The sequence below is a fragment of the Amphritea pacifica genome (assembly GCF_016924145.1).
GTDB lineage: Bacteria > Pseudomonadota > Gammaproteobacteria > Pseudomonadales > Balneatricaceae > Amphritea > Amphritea pacifica.
Window position 1 is genome coordinate 65,282 of sequence record NZ_JAFFZO010000013.1, and the last position, 26,737, is coordinate 92,018.

Below are 26,737 nucleotides of genomic sequence, written 5' to 3' on the forward strand. Positions count from 1 at the left end.
CAACGGGTCAGGCCAATGGTTGCAAATCCACCCCTTTTGGCTTTTTCCAGTGCAGCTTCTTCTCTATAGCGTCAATCATCGCACCAGCGACATCGATATTGGTGGCGCTCTCTATCCCCTCAAGTCCGGGTGAGGAGTTCACCTCCAGCAGCAGAGGCCCTTTTCTGGAGCGAATGATATCGACTCCCGCTACTCTCAGCCCCAGCGTTTTGGCCGCCAGGAGAGCGAGTTTCTTCTCCTCGGGGGTTATCTTAACCAGGCGGGCACTTCCGCCCTGATGGATATTGGCACGAAACTCTCCTGGCGCTGCCACCCGTTCGATAGACGCCACAATCTTACCGTCGATCACAAAGCAGCGCAGATCTTTACCATCAGCTTCCTTTATAAACTCCTGAACCAGCAGGTTAGCCCGTAGGGATTTGATCGCATTGATTACCGATTCAGCTGCTTTACGGGTTTCCGCTAGCACCACACCACGTCCCTGAGTCCCTTCCAATAGCTTCACAATCAGCGGCGCACCACCGACCATCTCTATAAGGTCTGTGGTATCGATTGGCGAGTTAGCAAAGCCGGTAGTGGGAATATCAAGGCCATTTTTTTGCAGTAACTGCAGTGAGAACAGTTTATCGCGGGACTGAGTAATGGCGATTGAGCCGTTGAGAGTTGCTACCCCAAGGCTTTCAAAATGGCGTGTCAGGGCACAGCCATAAAATGTCATGCTCGGGCGTATGCGGGGGATGATCGCATCCAGGTCATTTAATACCGTGCCACCACGATAGTGAACCTCCGGTTGCTCCCTGTCCATTTTCATATAGCACTGCTTGATGTTAAGAAACATCATCTCATGGCCACGGGCTTCGCCGGCCTCAATAATCCGCTGGTTACTATACAGATCAGGATTACTGGCCAGTAGTCCGATTTTCAGACCGCTGGATTTGGTTTCTGTGACATCGTAGATTCTTTTCGCTTCTTCGATGGTCAGATTACCCTGACAGAAACTGGAAGAGGGATTGACGAGAATACCCTCCATCGCTTCCCTGCCAAGCAGCATCCGGTAGCCCATACTGTCCCGGTTGGTCAGTGTCAGCTCAATTTCCCAGATATCGCCACCGAGTTTCAGGGGAACGCGAATGACATAACGCTTCTCTGCATCTCCACTTGAGCTTTTCACTGTTCGGCGGTCAATCACCTTCGCTTCACATCTGACAGTGACCTTCAGATTTTTTTGCAAAGGGTGCATATCAAAGGAAACCCAGGGGTTGCCGTCCCGCTTAAATGGCTGGATGTTCACCGCATGTACCGAAGAGGTTTTAGCACCAGAGTCAACACGGGCTTTAATAGCCGGGATGCTAAGACTGGGGAACGCACACCACTCTTCACTGCCGACAACAATCATTTCGTTAAGGTTCATCTGCAAAGCCTGATAGGGGAAGGGGGTCACCTTCCATTACTGAATTGGCCCGCAAATGTACTACTTTTATATGACTGGGTGAAGTCAGAAAGAGGGATTTTAGATGCAAAAAAAAGCCCTGCATCAGCAGGGCTTTAAAGGGAACTAAGTGAAATTTACTTAGTTAATTTAGATACTTCAGCCATCGCTTCTTCACTTGCTGATTTAGCCAGCTCAGTGAATGCTTCGCCTTGTGCTTTCAGCAGCTCGAACAGAGTTGTGTTAGCTTCAACGTTGAATTTAACAACGTCTTCAGGGGTTTTCAGTTCTTTAGCTTTCTCAGCTTCAGTCTTGAAGAAAGCAGCCAGGTCTTCGCCAGCTTTTTTCTGCAGCTCAACAGACTTAGTGATAGTCGCAGCCTGCATCTCCATCAGAGATTTTACAGATTCGAATGATTTGGTGAAGTCGATTGTGTTAGTCATGGTGGTTCTCCAGTAAATTATGTTGCAGTGCACAATGAAGTCTATTGTAGGGATCTCAGCAGGGAAGTCAAATCTTTTTTTGTGCAGTGCACAAAAGCATGCAATGGCTGGCCTCTGTTTTGCCCGGATATAAAAAAACCCGGTAGCGTTCACTACCGGGTTTCTCAGAGGCGATTCGCTATTAACTAGCCAGTTTCTTGATTTCAGCCATTGTCTCTTCGCCAGACTCTTTAGCCAGAGCGCTGAATGCTTCGCCCTGAGTCTTCAGCAGCTCGTACAGAGCTTTGTTAGATTCAACGTTGAACTTCAGAAACTCTTCTGGAGTTTTCAGTTCTTTAGCTTTCTCAGCTTCACCTTTGAAGAAAGCAGCCAGCTCTTCAGCGGACTTCTTCTGCAGTTCAACGGTTTTAGTCAGTGTAGAGGTTTGCAGACCCATCAGAGTCTGAGCAGATTCGAAAGGCTTTTTGAAATCAAAAGTTGTGTTGATCATCGTAGTCTCCGTTAGGTTATGATGCGGTGCACAATGGAAACTATTTTAGTTGAAAAAGTAACACCGTCAAGTCTTTTGTGCGGCGCACAAAAAAATATTTATCGGATGCAGATTAGCAGCCTGAGATGACTGTTTGGTGACAGGAAGAATAAAGGGGCGTGACCGTTCAAGGGACTGCCGTTATTATTGATGGGGAGGGTAACAGCAGAGGGAATAATCTGGTCATCAGAGCGGAGGCCCAGGCTAGTCATCCAGACCGAGTGCCTGTTTCAGTTGCTCTATCACCTTAGTTGACAGCCGGTTTATCCGTATCGAGTTGCTGTTTGGGTCAAACTCAATTTCACTGTTACTGTTCAGCGTCCCAAGAGAGCGCCGGGAAAAATCCAGTTGCCAGTTGTCCATCTTTGCTTTTACCTGAGTATAGGCATTGATGGTGCTGGTATGGGGCTGAAACTCCTGACTGACCTGATAGTTTTCGGAATTAGCGAATTTGCTGAAGCTGCCGCTGGCCTGTTGTGCCTGTTCAGGAGGCATGTGGCTGTCAAAGATTTTTTCAACATCAGGCAGGTAGGCGGACTGTTTATCATCGCGTTGACGGGAAAGGTAACTGACGACATCCTCAACAATCTCTTCCTGTTTTTCCTGCAACTGATAATGGCGGCAGAAATCTTCGCTTGCCTTGATCAGGTCAGAAGTGGATTTCTTCGAGGGCACGACATCGGTGCACCCCAGGGCGTTGGAAAAATAGTGAGTAATATCGCCTTTTCGCCGCGAGCCAATAAAACTCAGATAGCTGTCGCTGCCCTCCTTATAGGTAGTGATGTTGATCTTGGCGGCCTGATGCAGTTTTTCCAGATCAACTTCGATCACTTTGGTTGGGTTGAGTTCCTGATCAAAGGCAACACCGGTTTTATCGCCAACCAAACCGATCAGCAGATAATCAAATACATCTGATGAATAGTAGATGAAGATCACATAGCCGCCTGTTGCCGCACGGGCGGAGGGCTGCTGCAGTGACGCTGCCAGCTGGGCCAGGGCCTGATCGCAGAGGTTCAGAAAACTCGTTTCATCCGGAGTACTGTCGATAAATTTTTTGAATCCTGAGATAAAGGGGTAACCTTCACTGTTTTCATCATTAAAAGAACCATGGGTCAGTGCTGCACGACGTCCATAGGCTGATACCAGTGCATTGAATAGTTGTTGTGCCATTGGATCATTTACGTTTATAGCACCACCCTTGTCACTGATGGTCGCTACGCTGTCGTCGACTTCTTTTATCAGTTCACGGATAGCGAGAAATTTAAGATCCATAGCAGCAGTTTCCGATGATATTAATGTAACAGTAAACTCAGGAGTCAGTCCGGGCTTATTTCAGAGGTGGGCTAGTGTAGCCTATTGGCCGTTGTGGTCAAATATCCGGTGCGGTTTCCCTCTCCATTTGGATAAGCGTGATCAGTGCCTCTTGCCTGTTGTCACCGCAGTGCTCTTCAGCCGCTTGAAATGCCCGGCACAGCGATGGGTAGTCAGTGCTGTTCCAGATGGTGCAGTTAAAAGATTTATCCAGATTGACACAGGGAACCCCCGCTGGTTTGCCATTGGGCATATTCGGAATCGGAGTGCTGATCTGGGGGGCGATACAGCAGGCGCCACAGCCTGAACGACATTTCATATAGCGATATTATCCTGTGAGTAAACCGCTATAATAGCGCATCAGAGCCAATAAATGCCCCACGAAAAGGTTAAATCCTATGGCGCTTAAGCCAACCATCTATAAAGTTGAACTCCAGTTAAGTAATACGGACCGCCACTGCTATGAAACCTGCCATCTGACCCTGGCACAGCATCCCTCAGAAACATTACAACGGATGATGGTGCGCCTGCTGGTCTATGGCATTAATTATCACCCGGATCTGAGTTTTACCCGGGGGTTGTCCAGCACTGATGAGCCGGAACTCTGGCAGGTGGGGCCTGACGGAATGGTTGAGCACTGGATAGAGTTGGGGCAGGCATCACCCGAACGGTTACGAAAAGCGGTAAGCCGTGCACCTAAAATCTCGCTGTATGCCTACGGCAGGGAGGTGGATATCTGGTGGGACAAACAGGGGCGGCAGATTAATGAGTTGCCCAAGGTTCAGGCCTGGCGTTTTCATGATAGTGACGTTACCCGGCTTGATGATTTTGTCAGCCGGAGTATGCAGCTTTCACTGACCATCAGCGATGGGGAGTTGTTTCTCAGTGATAATATCAATCATCTGAGTTTGAGGGTCAGTTCTTTAAGCTAACGGTTTGAATTTAAATATATTTTCGGTGACAGTCTTGATCTGAAAGAGGGGAGGGTCCGGGCCCACCTGCAAGGGTCAGGCTCTGCTGGAAAGAACCTAGCGTCGGTATATAGAGGGGCCCGGATATAGTTCAGTGTATACTGTTTTAATCGTGGTGCAATTTATCCAGATCAAAGGAGTTTGAGAAAATACTCAAACTGGGTAATGGTAGGAGGATTAAATAATCACTAAATTGATTATGATTTTCAGGATATTCCACCATCATTTACTTAAAATTGGGTAAACAGATCTGTTTTAGCCGGTTTTACCCATGCTTTCAATCATCTTCATCTCTTGCGCTGAGAAGCCTGCTTTTATTCTTACTTCGTGATTGAAAGGACCTTTTAACGGCCCCTTCATATATTTCCACAGTAGATCGATAAAGGTTTTATCCGGATCCAGTTGACGTTGTTGGCATTGGTGATGATACCAGCGGGTGCCGGAACTGACATGGCCGACCTCTTCGTTGGCAATCATGGTGAGGATATCAACCATTTTTTTATCGCCTAACTGGTCAAACCTTTGAATGGTTTTTGGCACTACATCCAGGGCGCGGGCTTCAAATACCCGGTGAACGATCCCCATCCTTTCGAGCATATCATCGGCGGTGTCGACCGCCATGCTCCAGAGTTCACCATGGGCTTTAAAACTGCCGTAGTCATAACCCATCTCTCTCAGACGACCACGCAGCGCGATAAAATGGTTGGCTTCCTCGCCAGCACACTGCATCCAGTCTGCGTAAAACGCTTCGGGCATTCCCCGGTAACGGTAGACCGAATCCAACGCCAGATTAACCGCAGTCAGCTCAATGTGGGCGAGGGCGTGGATCAGCGCTGCGCGCCCCTCCTCTTTACCAAACTTACGTTTGTTGACTTCAGAAGGAGCGACTATTTCCGGTTTATCCGGCTGACCGGGCTGATTCAGTTGCTCTGGTTCATCGCCTTCGCGCCACTCCAGTTCACCGGCATTCCAGCGGCTGACGGTTTGCCGTGTCAGTTCGATCTTCAGATCAGGATCTGCTGTGAGGAACGCTTGTTTTGTGTGCTTGTATAAGTTCTGCACTTAAATTACCGCCGGGCTGATGAAAACGGCAGTCATTGTACCTTTTGCAGGCCCGGCAGTGGAGGGCAAAGCGTTTTTTTATGATCTGTATCCTGAACGCAACCGGTAGCCCGGGTTTGCAAACTGAGTTGCGATAGCTGAGTTACCGTGTTACCAGTCTCCGTATGATCGTCGATGGTGGAACCTGCGGTTGTCATGATGACGGTAGATTTTTCTGTGCTGGTGTGAATGTCTGTCAGAATGATATCTGTGACCGGGTTCAACAACGTAAGAATGAGAGTAGCGTCCCGGGATCACAATGGTTGAATATGATCTCAAATGTGATCCTGCACCGAACCGCTCAGACCTGTTATAACCCGGCCGGTGATAGCCAGACCGGTAATCCGAATGTCTGTGGTGGCGGTCATTATAACGATAAGTGCTGAGATGCTGGTCACCGATATAGAGTCGCAGATTACCGCTGTCGATTGTGATCCCGCTATGGATAGTGACCCGGCTATCAGCAGAACTGCTGAGGGGCAGACCAAACAGAGTCAGCGAGAGCATCAATACGGGTAACGTTTTTAAATTGCTCATAATATCACCTCTTTTACGGTTAAATATTAGTGCAATAAACCCTTACCTAAGCTGAACAGAGGGGGTGTGTCAGTGGATGATTTTTCAGCATAAATGTCAGTCTGATTCAGCTGTGATACATATTGCAGATGTTAAGACCCCTGTTATCTGACTACTCAGATACCATCGAAGGTATCTGAGCTAACCATTTGACTTAGCTCAGTTCTCTGTTTCCGGTTTCATATCTCGGGCACAAAGCGGGCAGGCCAGCTACCCCGCAGCGGGCGGAATAGCAGGCGCCTCAGTTTGTACCAGTAGGTGCCGAACAGGACAATAAACACACCAAAGCCAATAAAGATCACCAGTGGCAGGTTGTTGCTGTCGAGAATATTACTGCTGACAACCTTGAAGATTGCATAGATCGCATAAGAAAGGCTGGAGACCAGCATTGCCCGGCGGTCAACAAACAGGGCGGTCAGCAGAAACAGAATGAAAAACAGTAATAGTGCAATTTCGCGGTTGCTGCCTGCATCAAGCACCCCTGCATGGCTGAATAACAGGGTGGTCATCATGCCGTGGACAATCAGTGGGGATGCCAGCAGGTGAAGCCAGAATCCGCAATCACTGGCGCGCCGTTGTCGTTTGCGATCCTGTGCATCAAAGCTCATTGCCACCAGGAAAACGATCAGGCCCATCGCCGTGAAGAGTAGCTGGTGTCTGAACATATCGATGCCGACACTGCTGACCGTGGCAGCCACCAGTCCCGTCGCCACAGGTAACAGGCTGAATGGCATACGGTAACGCAGGTAGAATAGCAGCGAGCAAACGCTGAGCGTCAGAAACTGCAGGGTTGCGGTTTCAAACTGCGAGACCCCAAGTGCTTTGCTCAGAAAGTAGAGTGTCGATATGAGAATGGCGATACCTGGCAGCGCCAGCCTGCGAACCCGTACCAGCCACTCAGCAGCACCCAGAAACAGCGCTGCGGGAAGCAGCCACTGGATCTGACTGAGATGCAGTGCAGCGATAGAAAAGGCGACAAACAGAACGCCTAAGGTGATGAAAATATCGCCGAAGTTACGGATAAAGCGCAGTTGTTCTTCGCTTGTGGGTTCGTCGTTATCCTGCGCGGCACTGAACGCGATCAGTTCCTGCAGTTGTTTGTGGGAGATAATGCCGCGCTGAGCGGCTCTCTCCAGGGTCTCAATATCCACGCTGTCTCCATTCCAAATGGCGTAGCTTAGCGCTATTTTGCCAGCGGGGTAAGAGGAAGCTGGCCCGGCGGGTGGTAGTGACAGGGGATTAGCGGCGCCGGATTCCGATTTTACGGCCGATATTGGCGGGTTTGGGCAGATCCGCCTGCAGCTGTGCTATTGCATCTATCTGTTCGGTCACTCCCGCAGGAAACTCACAGCTACTACGGCTGTTCAGATCAACACACATGGCCATCTGCTCCAGAGTTGCCGCGAGGTATTCAACCCCCATATCGGTATGGGCGTACATCTCAAAGTAGAGGTGCAGGCGCTTGCTGTCGTGATCGATCAGCTGGCAGCGGATCTCAACAGGCTGATCCAGTATAACTTCGTTGTTGTAGGTAATGTGGTTCTCCAACACCATCCAGGATATTCCGGTTTGTTCAGTGACCGCTTCACTTAACCCCAACTGACTCACCAACTCTACGCCCGCCAGATCGAAAATCAGAACGTAATAGGCAACATTCATATGATTGTTGTAATCAAGCCACTCTGGTTTGATCCGGGTGCGGTAAATAATCGGTGCTTTTGGCGTCATCAGTTCAGCTTCCTGTGTGCTATTGGCTCTGTTCTGTTTCACTGTGATGTTGGGCCGCCTCTTTGAGGGCTTTCTGTTCGGCTTTCCAGATATTCAGCTCCTCATAATAAGTGTCCCAGACACAGGGAGAGCATTCGCTTTCACAACATTCGAAGTCGGCAGGTGGCGTTGGTTTCTCCCGGGTCATAACGGTAACGGGCTGGGAGGCGTTTTCTTGCTTCATATGGGTCAATGCTTTTCTGTTCGCTTTCGTTTATTCCTGACTATTTTACTATGATTATCCCTCTACGCCCATCCGATATGGGTAGGGCATAATAGGCAGGGCGCAACTTTTATACTATATGTCAGCGGTGCTTTCTGCGACAATGTGTCCCCGATTTTAAGTTGTCTCGCTGATATCTCCATGAAAAAAACCGCTCCAGGCCTGTTCTCCTACCCCCGCTACTGGGCTGAATGCTTCGGCGTCGCGCCCTTTTTGCCGACCAGTCGTCAGGAGATGGAGCAACTCGGCTGGGATAGCTGTGACATTATTATCGTGACCGGTGACGCCTATGTTGACCACCCCAGTTTCGGTATGGCGGTTATGGGGCGTCTGCTTGAGGCGCAGGGATTCAGAGTAGGTATTATCGCTCAGCCTGACTGGCGCAGCGCGGATGATTTTATGGCGCTGGGTAAGCCTAATCTCTATTTTGGTGTGACAGCCGGCAATATGGATTCGATGATCAACCGCTATACCGCCGATCTGCGGCTACGCCATGACGATGCGTATACCGCGGGTGGTAAAGGTGGCAGCCGGCCAGACCGGGCGGTTATTGTCTATAGCCAGCGCTGTAAAGAGGCCTGGAGTGATGTGCCGGTGGTGCTGGGCGGGATTGAAGCCAGTTTACGCCGCATTGCGCAGTATGATTACTGGAGCAACAAAGTCCGTCGGTCGGTATTGCTGGATGCGACCGCCGATATTCTGCTTTACGGCAATGCGGAGCGGGCGATTGTTGAACTCAGTCATGGGCTTGCTGCCGGCAAAAGTGTTGATGACCTTTGGGATCTGCGGGGTACGGTACATATCCGCCAGAAGCCACCGGCAGGCTTTGTTGAACTGGATTCAACCCGCATAGACTGGCCCGGAAATATCGACAAACTGCCAAACCCGTACGATTTCGGAAATGATCAGAGTGGCGTCGATAAGCTGCTGGATCCCACGACAAAGCGGTGCGGGGCGGATAGTTCTGTAGCTGCTAACAGTGATCAGACGCGTGATGAGGCGACACCCATTCGCATCATCCCTATGCCCCTTAAACGTAAAGAGAAACTCCAGCCGGAAACAACCTATATCCGTCTGCCATCGTTTGATAAGGTCGCTAAGGACTCTGCATTGTACGCGCATGCATCCCGGGTGTTACATCAGGAATCCAATCCGCATAATGCCCGGGCGCTGATGCAGAAGCATGGTAATCGTGAGATCTGGGTGAATCCGCCGCCCATCCCTCTTGAAACACCGGAGATGGATGGGGTATTCGGTTTGCCCTATCAGCGGGTGCCGCATCCCCGCTATGGTAAACAGAAGATCCCTGCTTACGATATGATCCGCTTCTCAATCAATATTATGCGCGGCTGTTTTGGCGGCTGTACCTTCTGTTCGATCACCGAGCATGAAGGACGGATTATCCAGAGCCGATCCCATGAATCGATTTTGAATGAGATAGCAGAGATACGGGATAAGGTACCTGGCTTTACCGGATCTATTTCTGATCTGGGGGGGCCGACCTCCAATATGTATTTCCTTAATTGTAACGATGATGAGATTCAGTCAAACTGCAGGAAACTCTCCTGCGTCTATCCTACCATCTGTAAAAACCTGGATACCGACCATAGCCGGACCACCGAGCTGTATCGCAAAGCCCGGAAAATGGAGGGGATTCACAATGTCGCGATCGCTTCCGGCCTGCGCTATGACCTGGCGGTTAAAGACCCGGAATATGTGCGTGAGCTGGTGACCTACCACGTCGGCGGTTATCTGAAAATTGCTCCGGAACACAGTGAGCAAAATACCCTCAGTAAGATGATGAAGCCGGGTATGGATACCTACTACGACTTTAAAAAGATGTTTGACCGCTTCTCTCAGGAAGCGGGCAAGAAGCAATATCTGATCCCCTATTTTATCGCCGCTCACCCGGGCTGTGAGGATGAAGATATGCTCAATCTGTCTCTGTGGCTGAAACAGAATGACGTTAAGGTGGATCAGGTACAGAATTTTTATCCGTCACCTATGTCCCTGGCGACAGCGATGTACCACTCAGAGAAAAACCCTCTGAAACAGGTGACTTATAAAAGCGAACCCCTTTATATCCCCCGGGACAAAGATCAGCGCAAGGCTCATAAAACGCTGCTGCGCTACCATGACCCTGAGAACTGGCCTGCACTGCGGGTTAAGCTGAAGGAGATGGGACGGGAAGATCTCATCGGAACCCGGCCTGGACAACTGGTGGCGCCCGCTGAGGAGCCTAAACGCCGGGAGAATGGCAGAGGGGCGGTCAAATCTGCTGACCGCCCACGGGCAGCTGTAAGAGCCGCAGTGAGAGGTAAAAAAAGCGCTGCTTCACGCCCGGCTAAAAAACGTAAAGGGGCAGGGCAAAGCAGCGTTAAAAAGCAGCAACACTGATTGTTGCTGCGGGCTGGGTGGAACTTAGTTCAGAACAGTTCGTAAGACTCCGTGATGCGGCGCTTCAGGGAACGTTCCTCCATATAGTCTTCTATCATCTGACGTTTACGGTTTCGACGTCCGCCCTTTTTTTGTCGTTCTGGTTCAGGGTTTTTAAAAAAATCGTTGTCCATCTCATCAAGAGCTTCGGTTGACAGGTCGTCCAGACGGATTTTGCTACTCATCGATAGTTACCCGGGTTGCGTTTTTTATGATGGGTAAATAAAAACCTTTAAGGGTGACGATAGCGTGACGTCTCTATTAAGCTTTGTTAACAGGGATATTACATACGGGCATGTGTTTGCCGCTGGCGATTATCGAGGCGATGTGAATGGGGGCTGGTGTCGCAACAGAGAAACTGAAAAGGGCAGCGGATGCTGCCCTTAGTCGTCGTAGAATTCACGTAGTTCGCGTTCGAGTCTGCGTTGTTCCATGAGTAGCTCTATACGTCTTCTTTTCTCAGCATCACAGCAATACTTTTTCTCTTTAGCATCGATCTCAATCTCATCATCTTCCCAGTCATCTGCTAGATCGAGAAGTTCTGTGTCTTGTTTTTCTTTCTCTGTCATGGCTCCGCTCTTCACATGCAAGTTGGCTTTAGATAGTGCTTATCAAAATTAGCCAATACTGATTAATTACATGATCAAACCCGCCTGCCCTGCAGGTTCGCGTCTAACCAGATTATGGGACAAGATTCGCAGGCGTAAAATGAATTTTTATACACCAAACGATTGTTTATATGAATATTTTTGAAGAAAGAAAAGATGGTAAAAGGCATAAAGAATGCTAAAGACTCATTTGAGCTGGCAGGATGTCCGGGGCGCAGCAAGGGGGAGTAGGTGGTGGTTGTGATATGACAAAAAAAACGCCCCGTGTGGGGCGTATGGCAGGTGGTTTTTAGCCTGAACGGGTTAGCGCTTTTGCAGGGCGGCAATACGGTCATCCAGGGGTGGGTGGGTTGCCAGTAACGCCATCAGGCCGCCTTTAAGATGACTGCTGATACCAAATGCAGTGAGCGTTTCCGGCATCTGATCAGGCACATTATATTCGGCTTTCAGGCGTTGCAGAGCTCCGATCATGGCATGTGGGCTGGCCAGCTGTGCTCCCATCTCATCCGCCCGGTATTCTCTTCGACGGCTGAACCAGGCAACAATGGTTGAGGCCAGGATGCCCAGCACTATTTCAGCGACAATCGTTGTAATGAAATAGCCAATGCCGTGACCCTGTTCATTTTTCAGGATTGCCCGGTCGACAAAATGACCGATGATGCGCGCAAAGAACATTACGAAAGTATTGACGACGCCCTGAATCAGGGTCAGGGTGACCATATCGCCATTGGCAACATGGCCTATCTCGTGTGCCAGAACGGCCCTGATCTCCTCCCGGCGAAAGCGCTGCAGCAATCCCAGACTGACGGCAACCAGGGCATCGTTTTTATTCCAGCCGGTGGCGAAAGCGTTGGCCTGTTGGGCTGGGAAGATACCGACTTCCGGCATGCCAATACCGGCCTGATCGGCCAGCTCTTTAACGGTGTCCAGCAGCCACTGTTCATCAGCACTGCGTGCCTGAGTGATCACTTCAGTTCCGGTGCTGTTTTTTGCCATAAACTTAGATAAAAACAGCGATACAAAAGAGCCCGCAAAACCAAACACGGCGCAGAAGATCAGCAGATTGCCCAGATCAAGATTGACGCCGTTTGCCTGTAGCATTGACCCCACACCAAACAGGCTGAGGGTCACGCTGGCAAGTGCTATGACTGCAATGTTGGTTAACAGGAAAAGACCGATTCGCATCATGATTCAGTTAGCTCTTATTAATTAAGTTGATGATATAGATATAGGCGAAGGGAAATAGTTTCAACCACTTTGCTGATTGGGGGGGATAAATAACTGGCCCTGTCGTCAGTGCGTCTCTATAATCGCGACTTTTTACGTAAAATGTACCTCGGCGGATCTCGGATGCAGGCAATTTTTGATTCTATCTCAACGCAGCTCGATCTGTCTGCGGGAGAGGTCAGGCGGCTGTTTCATGGCCGGGGTCGCTGTTACCCCGGATATGAGCAACTGGTCATCGATCTGCTGCCTCCGGTCGCGATAATCCGCTTATTCAGCGAGCACCCGGTTGAGTTGATTGAGGCGCTGAATCGCTATTTTCAACAGTTACAAAGTCCCTTTAAACCCGATGCGCTGGTGGTGCAGCACCGCTATCGACGGGAAAATAGTATCGAGGTACTGTGGAATACCGGGGATGAGGCGCTGGATCAGCGTTTGATGGTGACTGAGCTGGGGCTGAAGTATGTTGTGCAGCCATTAAAAAACCAGAACAGTGGTCTGTTTCTGGATATGCGAGAGGGGCGTCGCTGGGTTAAGCAAAACAGTCAGGGCAAGCGGGTACTGAATCTGTTTTCCTATACCTGCGGTTTCTCGGTTGTGGCTATGGCTGGTGGAGCCGAAGGCGTTGTTAACCTGGATATGAGTCGTGGCGCACTCAGTAGCGGACGACAAAATCATCGTCTTAATCAGCTGTCTGTGGAGCGGGTGAGGTTTTTAGGCCACGACCTGTTTCGTTCCTGGGGTAAGCTCAGGCGAGAGGGACCATACAATCTGGTGATTATTGATCCCCCAAGTTTCCAGCGAGGGAGTTTTGTTGCCACCGATGATTATCGAAAAGTACTGAAGCGTCTGCCTGATCTGACTGCTGATAAAGGCGAAGTGTTGCTGTGTCTTAACTACCCTCAATTGGGTAGTGACTTCCTTATGCAGCTGGTTAAGGATTGTTGTCCTGAATTTAGTTTTTGTGAACGTATTGCAAATCCGGATGATTTTCCGGATAGGGATCCAGAGCAATCGCTGAAGGTTTTGTTATTTAAAAAAGGCTGACCGAACAGTCTGCAAGTAAAGTGTGTTTGAAGCGGGAATGTTATGAATCTGATCTGCCTGGATCTGGAGGCGAGTGGCCTGGGGCCGGACTCCTATCCTATTGAAGTCGCCTGGAAAAGTACTGCTGATGAGAGCGATAGTTTTTTGATCAACCCTGATTCAGTTCCTGGCTGGACCTTCTGGGATGAGTTTGCCGAAGAGATACATAGCCTCTGTCGTACTGAGCTGCGTCAGCAAGGGGTGAGTGCTGAAGCGGCCTGCAACCGACTGAATGATGCATTGCAGGGGTGTGAAGTTATTAGTGATGCCTGGGAATTTGATTATTTCTGGCTTAAGCGTCTGTTTGTTGCTGCGGGACAGAAAATGGCGTTTCGCTTAGTGGGGTTACGAGAGTTGCTCAGCCCTGAAGAGTTGATTCAGTATCAGTTTATCAGTAAGGCGCAGTTGCGCCAGCACCGGGCGATGAGTGATGTCGATCATATATTACAAGCTGTTTACAGTGTGCGGTTCCAGGAATAACGTTTCTGTCGTCAACTAAATCGCTTGTTAAAAGGCAATCATTGGATTGCCTTTTTTGTGTGCCTGAAACACTGGCTACCGTTCTATCCCTGTTCCTTATATCAGCACCTCAAGGCCCGATTGCAACTGCATCGCGTCTTCTGATATTGATGCGCTATGCGGGGGTAATCCCGCCAGCTCGGCTTCTGCGGCGGGGAACATCGCAATCACCTCTTCGGTGGTTAGCTTTTTACGCATGCAGGTGTTGATATAGCAGGCGATATTCACAATCGCACTCAAAGGGGTAGGGGGATCGGCGTCGAAAGGCTGTTTGTGGTAACGCACCGCTTCGCCCAGGCTGGCGGGGAACTGCCAGTAGCGCAACAGTGCTTCGCCGGCTTCTGCTGTGGTGAAGTTCAGCCTGACTCTCTCCGCTTCAGAGCGGTCGCAGTCGGTTTCATCAACCAGTTTCTGTATTGCTTCGGCGAGCTTTGGTTTGGTCAGGTGTAGTAGCAATCTGCCAATATTATGGATCAGACCCACGGTAAACGCAGTATCGGGATCCACCGCCGTGCTCTTTTCTGCCAGCCATTTAGCCAGTGCCGCAACCTGAAAGGATTCAGCCCAGAACTGTTTGAGATCAAGACCTTCAACCTGTTTGACTGAACCGGCAAAACCAGAGGCAATCACCATCGTTTTCAGCTGCGCCATGCCCAGCATGATGATAGCTTCATGGATTGAGGTTACTTTCCGACTCAGGCCAAAGTGTGCAGAGTTAACCAGGCGCAGAAGCTTCAGCGACAGTGTCTGATCATGGATCACTTTTTCCGCGATCACGCCGTAATCGGCTTTTGGGTTGTTGAGTTGCAGAATTAGTTCGCGTACGACATCGGGAACATTTGGCAGTTTATGGGTTTGTTGTAATAGCTCACTGACTTCCATGGCCTCATCCTCTTGAGTTCGGGGTAACAGCAATTCTGTTATTTGACGAACTGAGTAACAATGCTTTCAGAATCAGGCTGAAGTTGTCATTTTGCAATAACAATGGACCTCACTATGGGAGGTACCGATCCGGTAGAATTTTTCCTGCTACCGGATCAGTTGGTGGGATCAGAGGTTGAGTACGTGTTTTTCGATATGAGAGCGAAGCTCTTCGTACTGTCCCATCTCTTCGGGCTTGAAGTAGAACTTGTAAAAGTTGCGTTCAACAACGCTGCCTTTGGCATCGCCGATCTTCTCTTTTGTGCTGGAATAGCGGTAAGCCATCTGCAGGTGAATAACACGGGTGTGCGGCGGCACGGTGATCTGGTGGTTTTCAAGATCGAAGCGGGTCTTGGTCTCTTTGATGGTGTAGAAAGAGATCTCAGCTGCATGACCCAGATTGATCAGAAAGTTACTGGTGACTGGCATGATATGGTTTTTTTCCATGCCGTTGTGTTCCATGTAGATACCGCAATTTTTCTTGATCTTAATAAACATACTGATTCCGCGAGAGTGAGTTATTGTTAAGGAGGATGCGACCAGTTCTCTTGCGTCTCTGGCTGTTCAGTATCAACACAGAATCAATTAAACCTATTCAGATCTTCCTTCGCACTGGAAAGCTGCAACGCCGCCAGATTATATGTCTGTTTTATAACAGAAAGATGACTAAGTATAGAGCCTGATTCAGAAATAAAAAAAGCGATCATCAGATCGCTTTAGAAAAGGGTTATTCCTGTGAGTAGTTTTTCAGAAACATCGCAATACGATCTATGGCTTCGCAGAGTTCATCCTCCCGTGGCAGGAATACCAGGCGGAAGTGCTGGGTGTCCGGGACATTAAAACCACTGCCCTGAACAATCAGTACCTTCTGCTGCTGCAGCAGATCCAGTGCCAGCTTTTCATCGTTCTTAATCGGATAGATCTCCGGGTCAAGTCTGGCAAACAGGTAGAGCGCCCCCTGAGGTTTGACGCAGGAGACGCCAGGAATGTCGTTGAGCTTCTGCCAGGCAAGCTGACACTGATCGTGCAGGCGTCCGCCGGGCACTGTCAGTTCGTTAATGCTCTGGTATCCCCCCAGTGCTGTCTGGATCGCATGCTGGGCTGGCACGTTAGCACAGAGGCGCATACTGGCCAGCATCTCCAGGCCTTCAATATAATCTCGGGCGTGATGCTTAGGGCCGGTCAGTACCATCCAGCCAGAGCGAAAGCCAGCGGCCCGGTAAGCCTTGGATAATCCGTTAAAGGTGATGCAGAGAATATCGTCGCTCAGCGAAGCCATCGGGATATGCCGGGCGCCGTTGTAAGTTATCTTATCGTAGATCTCGTCCGCAAAAACGATCAGACCAAACTCTTCTGCCAGCGCAATAATCTGGCGCAAAACCGCTTCCGGGTAAACAGCGCCGGTGGGGTTGTTCGGGTTAATAACCACAATCCCCTTGGTGCGTTCGGTGATTTTGCTGCGGATATCATCAATGTCCGGAGTCCATCCTTTCTCTTCATTGCAGAGGTAATGGACCGGGTTACCGCCAGCGAGGCTGGCTGCGGCGGTCCAGAGTGGATAGTCGGGGGCTGGGATTAATAGCTCATCGTTATCGTTCAGCAGTCCCTGCGTCGCCATAACAATCAGTTCGCTGACGCCGTTGCCCAGATAAATATCTTCAATGGCGACATTACGGATACCGTTCTTCTGGCACTCCTGCATCACCGCTTTGCGGGCGGAAAACAGCCCTTTGGAATCACAATAGCCCTGTGCTGAAGGCAGGTTGTAAATAACGTCCTGAACAATCTCTTCCGGTGCATCAAAACCAAACGGGGCCGGGTTGCCGATATTCAGTTTTATAATGCGTTGGCCCTCTTCCTCAAGACGTTTGGCTTCCTGAAGGACGGGACCACGGATGTCATAGCAGACGTTGATCAGTTTATTTGATTTTCTGATAACGGACATGGATTAATCCTGTAGTGGTGTCCTGTAATATTCTATTATCGATAAGAGGTAATAAATAACAGTGATAACAGCTTATCGAAGGGCCGGAATAATACGCTGTTTCACAGAGGTTGCACAGAGACAGATTGATCTTTTCGTTTAGGGTGTTTGTATTGGAGTTTTTTATGGCTGGTGATGAATTTAAAGTGAAAAAAACTGAGGCAGAGTGGCGTGAGCAGCTGACTCCCGAGCAGTTCTATGTCTGTCGACAGAAGGGTACAGAACGGCCTGGAACGGGCCGGTATGATCAGTTTTTCAAGGATGGAAAGTATCATTGTATCGCCTGTGGGGAGCAGTTATTCAACAGTGATAATAAGTTTGATGCCGGATGCGGCTGGCCCAGTTTTGATGCCCCTGCGGTGGCTGAGAATATTACCGAAAACCGGGATACTTCACACGGCATGATCCGCACTGAGGTGGTGTGCAGCAACTGTGGCGCACATCTTGGGCATCTGTTTCCCGATGGACCAACCGCCACCGGTATGCGTTACTGCATCAATTCGGTCGCTATCGATTTTCACTCAGAGGAGGACTGACAGGTGAAGTCTTTTAAATGGCTCTATGAACATGTGGAGGCCCATAAAGTTGGCCAGGATGTTGAAGCCCTGCTGCCACAGGTGAAATCTGCTGAAGAGCTCAGGGCGATGGGGGATGACCGGTTGTTATCGCAAATCTGCCTGCGGGTCTTTCGTGCGGGAATCAAGCATTCGGTGGTCGATGCAAAGTGGCCTGCGTTTGAGCAGGCTTTCTATGGTTTTGATCCCGATAAGATTGTTTTGATGAGCGATGACCAGTTGGAAAACCTGATGCAGAATGATCAGATTATCCGACACTGGGGAAAGATTAAATCGGTGCGTACAAATGCGATGATGGTGACTGAGCTGGCGGCGCAACATGGCAGCTTTGCTAATTTTATTGCGGACTGGCCAGTGACCAATATTATCGGGTTATGGCAACTGCTGAAGAAGCAGGGGCAGCAGTTGGGAGGGAAGTCAGGCGCTTATTTTTTGCGCCAGATTGGAAAAGATACCTTTATTATGACTGATGATGTTGTTGCGGCGCTGAAAGCTCAGGATATTATTGATAAAGCGCCTGCTGCACAGCGGGATCTGCAAAAAGTGCAGGACTGTTTCAATCAGTGGCAGCAGGAGTCAGGCCGGCCGATGGCGCAGATCAGCCGGCTGTTGTCCTATACGGTAGGCTGGTGAGCGGTCTTAGCGGGCCAGGAAGTTGACTAGTTTGGTATCATTAAATGCCCGGCTGATAGTCATCAGCAGGATTTCGTTGACCATTTTCTGGTTATCCGCCAGAGAGGGCGTGGTTGCATACTGATACTCTTTCTCCGTGCTGTAATTTCCGCTCAGAAATTCACTGTTTTTCTCGGCAGTTACTTTAATGGTGGCGTTCAGCTTCACGGACTGTAGCGCACTCTGAGTCGCACTGTATTCCAGGTGAGTCAGTTCCACAGTGAGTTTGGTATCGGCCGATGGTGCGGGTATGGCCCCCAGTTTGACGATCGCCACCCGGGCTCCCTGCTTCAGTGCTTCAGAGGCCGGGACGGGGAGAGTTACTTCAGCCCGGTCGCTGAAGCGACTGATGCGGTAACCAATAACATCTGAGTTGCGTATATCTTTGCTCTGGACTTCGATCTGAAGATTAGCAGGCAGAGTCGATTGGGCGGTTACCGTTGGGTGTAGGGGTTCAACTGATACCTGATGGGGCTTGAATGTACTGCACCCTGACAGCAGGAATATGCTGGTAAAGATCGTAATTATTACTTTGCGCATGGTTATTGCTCCATATCGGGGATCGTTTTGGGCGTTAGTTTTTCCAGAAAAGCTTCCAGCGAGTCAGCTAGTTTCATAATGGGTTGTTTGCCCGGTTGTTCCAGCCAGATCTCGCCGGTCTGGTTATTGATCGATAAAAATTTTTCGCCATCAGGTTCGGTGCAGGCAAAAAACAGGGTAGCAGGTTGTTTCTGCTTCTGCTTAGTCAGCAAGTGGCCTATCAGGTTCCCGCGAAGACGCTCACTATCTTTTTCACTCCAGAGAAACAGCAGGCTAAGGTCGCCCCACTCAGAGGTTGCCGGAAGGGGATCAGACCAATAACGGCTATACCAGAGACGAAGGTCTTCATGGATGCTATAGCCCAATGCCTGCTCCAGCCGGTCTAACATATCATGGCAGCTGTTGTTACTCTGTGACTGAAGAACCGGCTTCCAGGGGGTTTGCTGGCCTGGCTCTGAGGGCTGTTGGTGGCACTCCGAGGGCCAGTCAGGGTCATAGATTGTTAATGGTAGCCGTCCAGTCTGACGGAGGTGCAGATTAATAGCTGCTGCTACAAATGAATCGATTTTTTCAATCAGAGGCTGGGGCATCTTAGTCTGGTCCGTTACAGCAATATTAGGCCTGTTACGCGGTAAGGCTTTTTATAGGTGTCGAGTGTACCAGAGTCAGTGCGGGTTGGTGAAAAACATCAGGGTATATGGTTTCTGCCCTGCAGGGGCGGGCGTTAATAGATGATGAAAATATTTTAAGATAAACGTTTGACATGCCAAGCAAAATCCTTACAATTCGGCTCTCGATTTGAGGGCGTGTAGCTCAGTTGGGAGAGCGTCGCCCTTACAAGGCGAATGTCGGGAGTTCGAGCCTCTCCACGCCCACCAAGTCGAATATAAACCGGTAGTTTAGTTGGTTCGATTACCGTCTGGTACATATGTGGGGATGGGTGGTCGCGGGTTCGAGTCCCGTACAATGCGGTAGTTTAGTTGGTTCGATTACAGTCTGTCACATATGTGGGGATGGGTGGTCGCGGGTTCGAGTCCCGTACAATGCGGAGTGGTAGTTCAGTTGGTTAGAATACCTGCCTGTCACGCAGGGGGTCGCGGGTTCGAGTCCCGTCCATTCCGCCACCATTTAAAGATGAAGGGTTTATATAGTCTTGCATCTTGGATGTTCCGGATTATCCCGGAGCTTTCTTTTCAAAGTGCTGAAAAGATCGTAGCAGGCCATTGCTTAGTGGGCGTGTAGCTCAGTTGGGAGAGCGTCGCCCTTACAAGGCGAATGTCGGGAGTTCGAGCCTCTCCACGCCCACCACTAAGCTGAAGTGAAAGCTTCAATTCTGAGTATTTTTCTCGGGATAAACCACTGCGGAGTGGTAGTTCAGTTGGTTCGATTACTGTCTGTCACATATGTGGGGGTGGGTGGTCGCGGGTTCGAGTCCCGTACAATGCGGTAGTTTAGTTGGTTCGATTGCTGTCTGTCACATATGTGGGGATGGGTGGTCGCGGGTTCGAGTCCCGTACAATGCGGAGTGGTAGTTCAGTTGGTTAGAATACCTGCCTGTCACGCAGGGGGTCGCGGGTTCGAGTCCCGTCCATTCCGCCACTATTTAAAGATGAAGGGTTTATATAGCCTTCATCTTGGATGTTCCGGATTATCCCGGAGCTTTCTTTTCAAAGTGCTGAAAAGATCGTAGCAGGCCATTGCTTAGTGGGCGTGTAGCTCAGTTGGGAGAGCGTCGCCCTTACAAGGCGAATGTCGGGAGTTCGAGCCTCTCCACGCCCACCACTAAGCATGTTAAACGTTTTAACCACTGCGGAGTGGTCGTTCAGTTGGTTCGATTGCTGTCTGTCACATATGTGGGGATTAGTGGTCGCGGGTTCGAGTCCCGTACAATGCGGTAGTTTAGTTGGTTCGATTGCTGTCTGTCACATATGTGGGGATGGGTGGTCGCGGGTTCGAGTCCCGTACAATGCGGAGTGGTAGTTCAGTTGGTTAGAATACCTGCCTGTCACGCAGGGGGTCGCGGGTTCGAGTCCCGTCCATTCCGCCACTATTTAAAGATGAAGGGTTTATATAGCCTTGCATCTTGGATGTTCCGGATTATCCCGGAGCTTTCTTTTCAAAGTGCTGAAAAGATCGTAGCAGGCCATTGCTTAGTGGGCGTGTAGCTCAGTTGGGAGAGCGTCGCCCTTACAAGGCGAATGTCGGGAGTTCGAGCCTCTCCACGCCCACCACTAAGCTGAAGTGAAAGCTTCAATTCTGAGTATTTTTCTCGGGATAAACCACTGCGGAGTGGTAGTTCAGTTGGTTCGATTACTGTCTGTCACATATGTGGGGGTGGGTGGTCGCGGGTTCGAGTCCCGTACAATGCGGTAGTTTAGTTGGTTCGATTACTGTCTGTCACATATGTGGGGATTAGTGGTCGCGGGTTCGAGTCCCGTACAATGCGGAGTGGTAGTTCAGTTGGTTAGAATACCTGCCTGTCACGCAGGGGGTCGCGGGTTCGAGTCCCGTCCATTCCGCCACTATTTCAGATGAAAGGTTAGAATACCTGCCTGTCATCTATCGTGGTAACGGATCGCAGGTTTAAGGTCTGTTGATTCTGCTACTATTTTGTGGATGAAAGGTTAGAGTACCTGCCTGTCATCTATCGTGGTAACGGATCGCAGGTTTAAGACTTGTTGATTCTGCCTCTTCTAAAGCCAAAAGTGCCTGGCTGAGAAGTAAAACGATAAGCCATTGCTTAGTGGGCGTGTAGCTCAGTTGGGAGAGCGTCGCCCTTACAAGGCGAATGTCGGGAGTTCGAGCCTCTCCACGCCCACCACTAAGCTGAAGTAAAAGCTTCAATCCTGAGTATTTGTCTTGGGATAAACCACTGCGGAGTGGTAGTTCAGTTGGTTCGATTGCTGTCTGTCACATATGTGGGGGTGGGTGGTCGCGGGTTCGAGTCCCGTACAATGCGGTAGTTTAGTTGGTTCGATTGCTGTCTGTCACATATATGGGGATGGGTGGTCGCGGGTTCGAGTCCCGTACAATGCGGAGTGGTAGTTCAGTTGGTTAGAATACCTGCCTGTCACGCAGGGGGTCGCGGGTTCGAGTCCCGTCCATTCCGCCACTATTTCAGATGAAAGGTTAGAATACCTGCCTGTCATCTATCGTGGTAACGAATCGCAGGTTTAAGGTCTGTTGATTCCGCCACTATTTCAGATGAAAGGTTAGAATACCTGCCTGTCATCTATCGTGGTAACGAATCGCAGGTTTAAGGTCTGTTGATTCCGCCACTATTTCAGATGAAAGGTTAGAATACCTGCCTGTCATCTTTCAGTATCTTTCATGGTGACGAGTCCTGGGTTTAAGGCCTGTTGATTCCGCTACTATTTTGTGGATGAAAGGTTAGAGTTCCTGCCTGTCATCTTTCATGGTAACGGCTCGCGGTGTAAGTCATCCAAGTCAGCCATTTCCTCTTTTAATCTTCAGAATTATGTCTGCCGCTTCTCATCGCTGTATCTCTTTGTCCCGCTTGAGTTTTCTTTAGTTTTTCTATCTCTTGTTTGTTTTATTTTAATTCCTATCCAGCTGAATTTTATGGGCTTCAGCTTTTCTGTATGTATAGTGTATCTGTCATTTTGAGTAATGAGGGCGGGTACTTGTCTGACATCCGTGATATAAATGCCAGTCATTTTTATCCTCTGCCTTATTGTCTATAGTGAAATCATCAGTTGGGCGTTGGATTATCCTAGTGGCTGTGGGCCTAATCAGATGCATTTGAATATTAATCAGGCGGACTTGATCTCAATCTGTCCTGATCCGGTTATTGCAATCAATCGTCGCGGAGTGATATCCGTGTTTAATACGTCAGCAGAAAATTTGCTGGGGTATTCGGCTGATCAGGTAATTGGCGTTATGAATATTCGTCAGATATATCCCAGTGATGCTGAAGCACGGAAGATTATGCGGCTGATGATGGATGAGTCGTTTTGTGGGCCAGGGCGGGTAGAGGGGTATGAAACTTATGTGCTCAACAGCAGTCGGGAGAAGGTTCCTATTCGTTTGTCAGCGGCAATGCTGATGAAGCAGGGGGAGTATCGTGGGAGTGTTGGTTTTTTTCATGATATGACGCGGCAGAAAGCGCTGGAAACCACATTGCTGAAACAGTCGATTACCGATGACCTGAGTGGCCTGTATAATCAGCGTCACTTTTATGTCCAGGTTGCCAGTGAGATGATGCGTGTTAAGCGCTATGGTGGTGAGTTGAGCCTGGTATGCATTGATCTGGATGGCTTCAAACAGGTCAACGATAAGCTGGGTCATCTTGAGGGTGATCAGATTGTGCGTCTGATTGGTCGGGTGCTGCGGGATGGGCTAAGGGATTCCGATCAGGCTTTTCGCTATGGTGGGGATGAATTTATGTTGTTGTTACCGAATACTGTCAAGGCTGATGCCTGTCAGTTGGCAGAAAGAGTGCGGCAGCTATTTAATCTGGAATGCAACTATTCTCCCGGTTCACATCATAATCAGGCTGCTACTGTGTCCATGAGCCTGGGGGTGGCGTCCTGTAGTGGCGCTGAACCGGTCGATTTTTTTGTTCAGAGGGCTGATATGGCGATGTATAGCGCAAAGCAGGCGGGCGGTGACTGTGTAAGGCAGTTTTCTACCGGCAATAACTGAATCTCATTTTTCAGCTGCAGTGATTGGTTAAACTACATCTCCTCGCCGTCATCGTGCTCGTTATCGTCTTCAAACTCTTCGTTTAGTCTTTCCAGTAGCAGCTCTTCTGTGTACTCTTCCATTTTATTCCCCTCTGTTTTATGGCAGCTATCCTATTCTGTCTTCATGAAAGAGATGTGACAGGTTTTTTAACGCTTTATGAAAACGCTCCCAGTCGTCTTGCTACAACAGCCCGAAATCCCTGTTGAAAAAGTATTGCTGCCAGAGTTTGAGCAGGCTGGGGTTCAGCTTGACCTGTTGCGTCTGGATCTTATTCATCCGCTGATCAGTGGTAATAAGTGGTTCAAGTTAAAATATGCTCTTGAAGCGGTGCAGGCTTCTGACTGTCACCGGGTGCTAAGTTTTGGCGGTGCCTGGTCAAACCATCTGCATGCTCTCGCCTATGCTGGTTATGAGTTGGGTATTGAAACGATCGGGGTTATTCGTGGTGAGCGTCCCGCTCAGCTATCCGCAACACTGATGGATGCCGTTGGCTGGGGGATGACACTGGAATTTGTCTCCAGAAATCAGTATCGCAATAAATATGATGAGCAATTTAATACCGCGTTACAGCAAAAGTATGGTGATTTTCACTGTTTGCCTGAAGGGGGTTCGGGTGAGTGGGTGGTGGCGGGCTGTCGCGAGATTATCTCTCTGTTTAAGGCGACTGATTATCAACTGATCTGTTGTGCCTGTGGCACGGGGGGGACGTTGGCAGGGTTGATCGCAGAGAAGCCGGAGGGGGTGGAACTGTTAGGCGTACCGGTTCTGAAAGGGGCAGAGTTTCTCTATCACGATATCAGACAAATGCTCGCCCGGGCTGAAGAGCGGGACCCGGGCGGCTGGTTGCTGGATCTGAGCTCTCATGAGGGCGGCTATGCCCGGGTTTCCGTTGAGCTGGTTGATGCGCTGCGACATTTCCGGGAGTGTAGTGGAATTGAACTGGAGCCCGTTTACAGTGGTAAAGCCTTTCTGGCCCTGCAGCGGAAGCTGGCGCGGGGTGAGTTGCCTCCGGGGAGTCGGGTTATGCTGATCCATACAGGCGGAATGCAGGGGTTAAGAGGCATGCAGGATCGCCTGAGCAAAACGTTACGTTAATGGTTCTGGACTTTATCCCATCTCAAAAGCGTATGATCGGCAGGTAAACCGTTAAAAAATGAGTATAATCTTTAAAAACAATCGGATAGGTGTGGTTGCGGTGTAACCATCAGTTTCAGTGGAGTGGTAATGGATAACTTTCGTAATATTGGTTTGATCGGGCGTCTGGGTAGCACCAAGGTTATTGATACCCTGAAACATCTGATCCGCTTTCTGGATGAGCAGGGGCTGACGCCTATTCTTGATGAGAAAATTGCCGCGGTGATGCCGGGTCATGGCCAGCAAACCAGCTCGTCCCGTTTGATGGGGGAGATATGTGATCTGGTTATCGTTGTTGGCGGAGATGGTAGTTTGCTTGGGGCGGCCAGAAATCTGGCGCAGTCGAATGTGCCGGTTTTGGGAGTAAACCGGGGTAATCTTGGTTTCCTGACCGATATTTCACCGGCAGAGATCGAAGAGAAAGTCGGTGAGGTATTAAATGGACATTACACTGTGGACCGCCGCTTTCTGATCGATGTTCTGGTGAAGCGCAATGGCGAGCCAATCGGCGAGTCAACCGGCTTGAATGATTGTGTCTTACACCCGGGTAAATCTGCCCGAATGATTCAGTTTGAGCTCTACATTGAAGGCCAGTTTGTTTATACCCAACGTTCTGATGGTTTGATAGTCGCCACGCCGACAGGCTCCACCGCTTATGCGCTGTCAGGCGGAGGCCCGATTATGCATCCGCGTCTTGATGCTTTGGTACTGGTACCGATGTTTCCCCATACGCTGTCCAGTCGACCGATTGTGGTGGATGGCAATAGTGAGCTTAAATTGGTTATCAGTGGCAACAATGAGACCTATCCAACGGTGAGTTGTGATGGCCAGAAACATATAAACTGCGCCCCGGGGGATACCATTACGATTCATAAGAAACCGCACAAACTGAAACTGCTGCATCCTTTGAGTCATAACTTCTATCAGACCTGTCGGGAAAAACTTGGCTGGGCTACGAAGTTAGGAGAATAACCGGGGTGCCTATGGCGAGTGCTTACCAGGGGTATGACCTGATCGGGGATGTGCATGGCTGTGCGCTATCGCTGCAACTGCTGTTGCAGAAGCTGGGGTATAGTAAACAGGCGGGGGTTTATCAGCATCCAAAACGTCAGGCCATTTTTCTGGGTGATATTGTTGACCGGGGACCGCGCATCCGCGAGGCGCTGCATATTGTCCGCGATATGGTGGATGCCGGACATGCCCAGATCGTCATGGGAAATCATGAGTTTAATTACCTTTCCTATCTGACGCCGGGGTTGCCGGGGTCGGGTATGGAGTATCTCAGAACGCATAACCGGCGACATCTGCGCATTCTTAATGAGACACTTGAGCAGTTTGCAAACTACCCTCAGGAGCAGAAGGCGTTTCTGCAGTGGATCAAGGAGATGCCCCTGTTTCTTGAACAGCAGCAGTTTCGTGTTGTCCATGCCTGCTGGTCTCAGCAGCATATAGACCAGTTTTTACTCACACAGGGGGGGAATCAGATCGATGATGATTATCTGCACCGTTCTGCTTATCACGGTACCCTCGAGTGGGAAACGATGGATCGATTGTTGCGTGGTACCCACCTGAAGCTGCCCAACGACGAAGTCATGGTGAGTAAAGATGGATACAAGCGCCGTTTTTTTCGCACCAAATTCTGGTCAGAGAGACCGCAGTATTATATCGATGTGGTGTTCCAGCCCGATCCGTTACCTGAGCATGTGGCGCGTATGCGTCTGACACAGCAGGATTATGAAGATCTGCTGTACTACAGTACCAATGAACCGTTGCTGTTTGTCGGGCACTACTGGTGTGATGGCGAGCCCAGGCCGGTGGCTCCGAATGTTGCCTGTATTGACTACAGTGCTGTTAAATTTGGTAAATTGGTGGCTTACCGGCTCGATCAGGAAACAGAGCTCAATCCGAACAAGTTTATCTGGGTTGATGTATTGAAGGAGATCAGCGATGAATCATGAATACCATTCGCGGGTTATTGTGA

At 49.7% G+C, this 26,737-nt stretch carries 28 protein-coding genes, 10 tRNA genes and 1 pseudogene; 21 read left to right on the top strand and 18 right to left on the bottom strand.

Annotated elements, in window-relative coordinates:
• Window positions 1–7: 7 nt before the first annotated feature.
• From rimK to JW499_RS09120, 6 genes and pseudogenes are all read right to left on the bottom strand, one after another.
• The gene (gene rimK / locus JW499_RS09095) at window positions 8–925 is read right to left on the bottom strand and encodes a 30S ribosomal protein S6--L-glutamate ligase (protein WP_205210356.1); all 918 of its coding nucleotides are present in this window, start codon (window positions 923–925) and stop codon (window positions 8–10) included.
• A 75-nt stretch (window positions 926–1,000) separates the two neighbouring features.
• Window positions 1,001–1,411 (bottom strand): annotated as a pseudogene (locus JW499_RS09100) (ATP-dependent zinc protease family protein); the annotation flags it as partial.
• Between the two features lie 155 nt (window positions 1,412–1,566).
• Window positions 1,567–1,872, bottom strand: a complete 306-nt coding sequence (locus tag JW499_RS09105) for a hypothetical protein (protein ID WP_205210306.1) — start codon at window positions 1,870–1,872, stop codon at window positions 1,567–1,569.
• 181 nt (window positions 1,873–2,053) lie between these two features.
• The gene (locus JW499_RS09110) at window positions 2,054–2,362 is read right to left on the bottom strand and encodes a hypothetical protein (RefSeq protein ID WP_205210307.1); all 309 of its coding nucleotides are present in this window, start codon (window positions 2,360–2,362) and stop codon (window positions 2,054–2,056) included.
• A gap of 243 nt (window positions 2,363–2,605) precedes the next feature.
• Entirely contained in the window at window positions 2,606–3,673 is a 1,068-nt protein-coding gene (locus JW499_RS09115) for a nucleoid-associated protein (RefSeq protein WP_205210308.1), read from the bottom strand.
• Window positions 3,674–3,770: 97 nt separating this feature from the next.
• Complete coding sequence (locus JW499_RS09120; protein WP_091355932.1) at window positions 3,771–4,031, bottom strand: YkgJ family cysteine cluster protein; 261 nt, start codon at window positions 4,029–4,031, stop codon at window positions 3,771–3,773.
• A 79-nt stretch (window positions 4,032–4,110) separates the two neighbouring features.
• Here JW499_RS09120 and JW499_RS09125 point away from each other — a divergent pair, with 79 nt between their 5' ends.
• The gene (locus JW499_RS09125; RefSeq protein ID WP_205210309.1) at window positions 4,111–4,644 is read left to right on the top strand and encodes a YaeQ family protein; all 534 of its coding nucleotides are present in this window, start codon (window positions 4,111–4,113) and stop codon (window positions 4,642–4,644) included.
• Window positions 4,645–4,938: 294 nt separating this feature from the next.
• On the opposite strand, the gene JW499_RS09130 is transcribed toward JW499_RS09125, so the two are convergent.
• Entirely contained in the window at window positions 4,939–5,745 is an 807-nt protein-coding gene (locus JW499_RS09130; protein ID WP_205210310.1) for a ferritin-like domain-containing protein, read from the bottom strand.
• Window positions 5,746–6,132: 387 nt separating this feature from the next.
• On the opposite strand from JW499_RS09130, the gene JW499_RS09135 reads away from it, so the two are divergent.
• Window positions 6,133–6,303, top strand: coding sequence for a hypothetical protein (locus JW499_RS09135; protein ID WP_205210311.1), 171 nt, complete (start codon window positions 6,133–6,135; stop codon window positions 6,301–6,303).
• Between the two features lie 236 nt (window positions 6,304–6,539).
• Here the strand turns inward: JW499_RS09135 and JW499_RS09140 are convergent, their stop codons facing one another.
• The 3 genes from JW499_RS09140 to JW499_RS09150 form a co-directional block, all read right to left on the bottom strand.
• Window positions 6,540–7,511, bottom strand: a complete 972-nt coding sequence (locus JW499_RS09140; protein ID WP_205210312.1) for a hypothetical protein — start codon at window positions 7,509–7,511, stop codon at window positions 6,540–6,542.
• Window positions 7,512–7,599: 88 nt separating this feature from the next.
• Window positions 7,600–8,088: a thioesterase family protein gene (locus JW499_RS09145; RefSeq protein WP_205210313.1), complete on the bottom strand. Its 489-nt coding sequence runs from the start codon at window positions 8,086–8,088 to the stop codon at window positions 7,600–7,602.
• 19 nt (window positions 8,089–8,107) lie between these two features.
• Entirely contained in the window at window positions 8,108–8,311 is a 204-nt protein-coding gene (locus tag JW499_RS09150) for an oxidoreductase-like domain-containing protein (protein ID WP_205210314.1), read from the bottom strand.
• Between the two features lie 180 nt (window positions 8,312–8,491).
• On the opposite strand from JW499_RS09150, the gene JW499_RS09155 reads away from it, so the two are divergent.
• The gene (locus tag JW499_RS09155; protein WP_205210315.1) at window positions 8,492–10,747 is read left to right on the top strand and encodes a YgiQ family radical SAM protein; all 2,256 of its coding nucleotides are present in this window, start codon (window positions 8,492–8,494) and stop codon (window positions 10,745–10,747) included.
• Between the two features lie 29 nt (window positions 10,748–10,776).
• Here the strand turns inward: JW499_RS09155 and JW499_RS09160 are convergent, their stop codons facing one another.
• The 3 genes from JW499_RS09160 to htpX all read right to left on the bottom strand — a co-directional run bounded on the left by JW499_RS09160 (window position 10,777) and on the right by htpX (window position 12,582).
• Window positions 10,777–10,971: a PA3496 family putative envelope integrity protein gene (locus JW499_RS09160; protein ID WP_205210316.1), complete on the bottom strand. Its 195-nt coding sequence runs from the start codon at window positions 10,969–10,971 to the stop codon at window positions 10,777–10,779.
• 198 nt (window positions 10,972–11,169) lie between these two features.
• On the bottom strand, window positions 11,170–11,355 hold the full coding sequence (locus JW499_RS09165) for a PA3496 family putative envelope integrity protein (protein WP_091355909.1): 186 nt from the start codon (window positions 11,353–11,355) through the stop codon (window positions 11,170–11,172).
• 342 nt (window positions 11,356–11,697) lie between these two features.
• Entirely contained in the window at window positions 11,698–12,582 is an 885-nt protein-coding gene (gene htpX, locus JW499_RS09170; RefSeq protein WP_205210317.1) for a protease HtpX, read from the bottom strand.
• A 162-nt stretch (window positions 12,583–12,744) separates the two neighbouring features.
• Here htpX and JW499_RS09175 point away from each other — a divergent pair, with 162 nt between their 5' ends.
• Entirely contained in the window at window positions 12,745–13,665 is a 921-nt protein-coding gene (locus tag JW499_RS09175) for a class I SAM-dependent methyltransferase (RefSeq protein WP_205210318.1), read from the top strand.
• Window positions 13,666–13,707: 42 nt separating this feature from the next.
• Window positions 13,708–14,184 (top strand): 3'-5' exonuclease family protein, encoded by a 477-nt coding sequence (locus tag JW499_RS09180; RefSeq protein WP_205210319.1) that lies wholly within the window; start codon window positions 13,708–13,710, stop codon window positions 14,182–14,184.
• 96 nt (window positions 14,185–14,280) lie between these two features.
• Here the strand turns inward: JW499_RS09180 and JW499_RS09185 are convergent, their stop codons facing one another.
• The 3 genes from JW499_RS09185 to JW499_RS09195 form a co-directional block, all read right to left on the bottom strand.
• Window positions 14,281–15,105, bottom strand: coding sequence for an HDOD domain-containing protein (locus tag JW499_RS09185; RefSeq protein WP_205210320.1), 825 nt, complete (start codon window positions 15,103–15,105; stop codon window positions 14,281–14,283).
• Between the two features lie 168 nt (window positions 15,106–15,273).
• Entirely contained in the window at window positions 15,274–15,642 is a 369-nt protein-coding gene (locus tag JW499_RS09190) for a hypothetical protein (protein WP_091355896.1), read from the bottom strand.
• Between the two features lie 229 nt (window positions 15,643–15,871).
• On the bottom strand, window positions 15,872–17,089 hold the full coding sequence (locus JW499_RS09195) for a pyridoxal phosphate-dependent aminotransferase (RefSeq protein ID WP_205210321.1): 1,218 nt from the start codon (window positions 17,087–17,089) through the stop codon (window positions 15,872–15,874).
• 164 nt (window positions 17,090–17,253) lie between these two features.
• On the opposite strand from JW499_RS09195, the gene msrB reads away from it, so the two are divergent.
• Together msrB and JW499_RS09205 are read left to right on the top strand one after the other, a co-directional pair.
• Window positions 17,254–17,664 carry a peptide-methionine (R)-S-oxide reductase MsrB gene (gene msrB, locus JW499_RS09200; RefSeq protein ID WP_205210322.1) on the top strand — a complete coding sequence of 137 codons (411 nt, stop codon included), beginning with the start codon at window positions 17,254–17,256 and terminating at the stop codon, window positions 17,662–17,664.
• A 3-nt stretch (window positions 17,665–17,667) separates the two neighbouring features.
• The gene (locus JW499_RS09205; protein ID WP_205210323.1) at window positions 17,668–18,336 is read left to right on the top strand and encodes a DNA-3-methyladenine glycosylase I; all 669 of its coding nucleotides are present in this window, start codon (window positions 17,668–17,670) and stop codon (window positions 18,334–18,336) included.
• A 6-nt stretch (window positions 18,337–18,342) separates the two neighbouring features.
• Here JW499_RS09205 and JW499_RS09210 read toward each other — a convergent pair whose 3' ends face one another.
• Together JW499_RS09210 and syd are read right to left on the bottom strand one after the other, a co-directional pair.
• Window positions 18,343–18,915, bottom strand: a complete 573-nt coding sequence (locus tag JW499_RS09210) for a YajG family lipoprotein (protein WP_205210324.1) — start codon at window positions 18,913–18,915, stop codon at window positions 18,343–18,345.
• Between the two features lie 2 nt (window positions 18,916–18,917).
• Window positions 18,918–19,505, bottom strand: a complete 588-nt coding sequence (gene syd, locus JW499_RS09215; protein ID WP_205210325.1) for a SecY-interacting protein — start codon at window positions 19,503–19,505, stop codon at window positions 18,918–18,920.
• 212 nt (window positions 19,506–19,717) lie between these two features.
• Here syd and JW499_RS09220 point away from each other — a divergent pair.
• The 14 genes from JW499_RS09220 to JW499_RS09285 all read left to right on the top strand — a co-directional run bounded on the left by JW499_RS09220 (window position 19,718) and on the right by JW499_RS09285 (window position 26,714).
• Window positions 19,718–19,793 (top strand) — tRNA-Val (locus JW499_RS09220).
• A 169-nt stretch (window positions 19,794–19,962) separates the two neighbouring features.
• Window positions 19,963–20,039: transfer RNA gene (locus tag JW499_RS09225), tRNA-Asp, on the top strand.
• Between the two features lie 108 nt (window positions 20,040–20,147).
• Window positions 20,148–20,223, top strand: a tRNA-Val gene (locus tag JW499_RS09230).
• Window positions 20,224–20,437: 214 nt separating this feature from the next.
• Window positions 20,438–20,514: transfer RNA gene (locus JW499_RS09235), tRNA-Asp, on the top strand.
• A gap of 107 nt (window positions 20,515–20,621) precedes the next feature.
• Window positions 20,622–20,697, top strand: a tRNA-Val gene (locus tag JW499_RS09240).
• A 188-nt stretch (window positions 20,698–20,885) separates the two neighbouring features.
• Window positions 20,886–20,962, top strand: a tRNA-Asp gene (locus JW499_RS09245).
• A gap of 108 nt (window positions 20,963–21,070) precedes the next feature.
• Window positions 21,071–21,146, top strand: a tRNA-Val gene (locus JW499_RS09250).
• A gap of 214 nt (window positions 21,147–21,360) precedes the next feature.
• Window positions 21,361–21,437, top strand: a tRNA-Asp gene (locus JW499_RS09255).
• A gap of 223 nt (window positions 21,438–21,660) precedes the next feature.
• A tRNA-Val gene (locus JW499_RS09260) sits at window positions 21,661–21,736 on the top strand.
• A gap of 214 nt (window positions 21,737–21,950) precedes the next feature.
• A tRNA-Asp gene (locus JW499_RS09265) sits at window positions 21,951–22,027 on the top strand.
• Window positions 22,028–22,671: 644 nt separating this feature from the next.
• Window positions 22,672–23,580: a sensor domain-containing diguanylate cyclase gene (locus JW499_RS09270; RefSeq protein ID WP_205210326.1), complete on the top strand. Its 909-nt coding sequence runs from the start codon at window positions 22,672–22,674 to the stop codon at window positions 23,578–23,580.
• 198 nt (window positions 23,581–23,778) lie between these two features.
• Window positions 23,779–24,717: a 1-aminocyclopropane-1-carboxylate deaminase/D-cysteine desulfhydrase gene (locus tag JW499_RS09275; RefSeq protein ID WP_205210327.1), complete on the top strand. Its 939-nt coding sequence runs from the start codon at window positions 23,779–23,781 to the stop codon at window positions 24,715–24,717.
• A gap of 129 nt (window positions 24,718–24,846) precedes the next feature.
• On the top strand, window positions 24,847–25,728 hold the full coding sequence (locus JW499_RS09280; RefSeq protein ID WP_205210328.1) for an NAD(+) kinase: 882 nt from the start codon (window positions 24,847–24,849) through the stop codon (window positions 25,726–25,728).
• Between the two features lie 11 nt (window positions 25,729–25,739).
• Window positions 25,740–26,714 carry a metallophosphoesterase gene (locus tag JW499_RS09285; RefSeq protein ID WP_205210329.1) on the top strand — a complete coding sequence of 325 codons (975 nt, stop codon included), beginning with the start codon at window positions 25,740–25,742 and terminating at the stop codon, window positions 26,712–26,714.
• Window positions 26,715–26,737 lie beyond the last annotated feature (23 nt).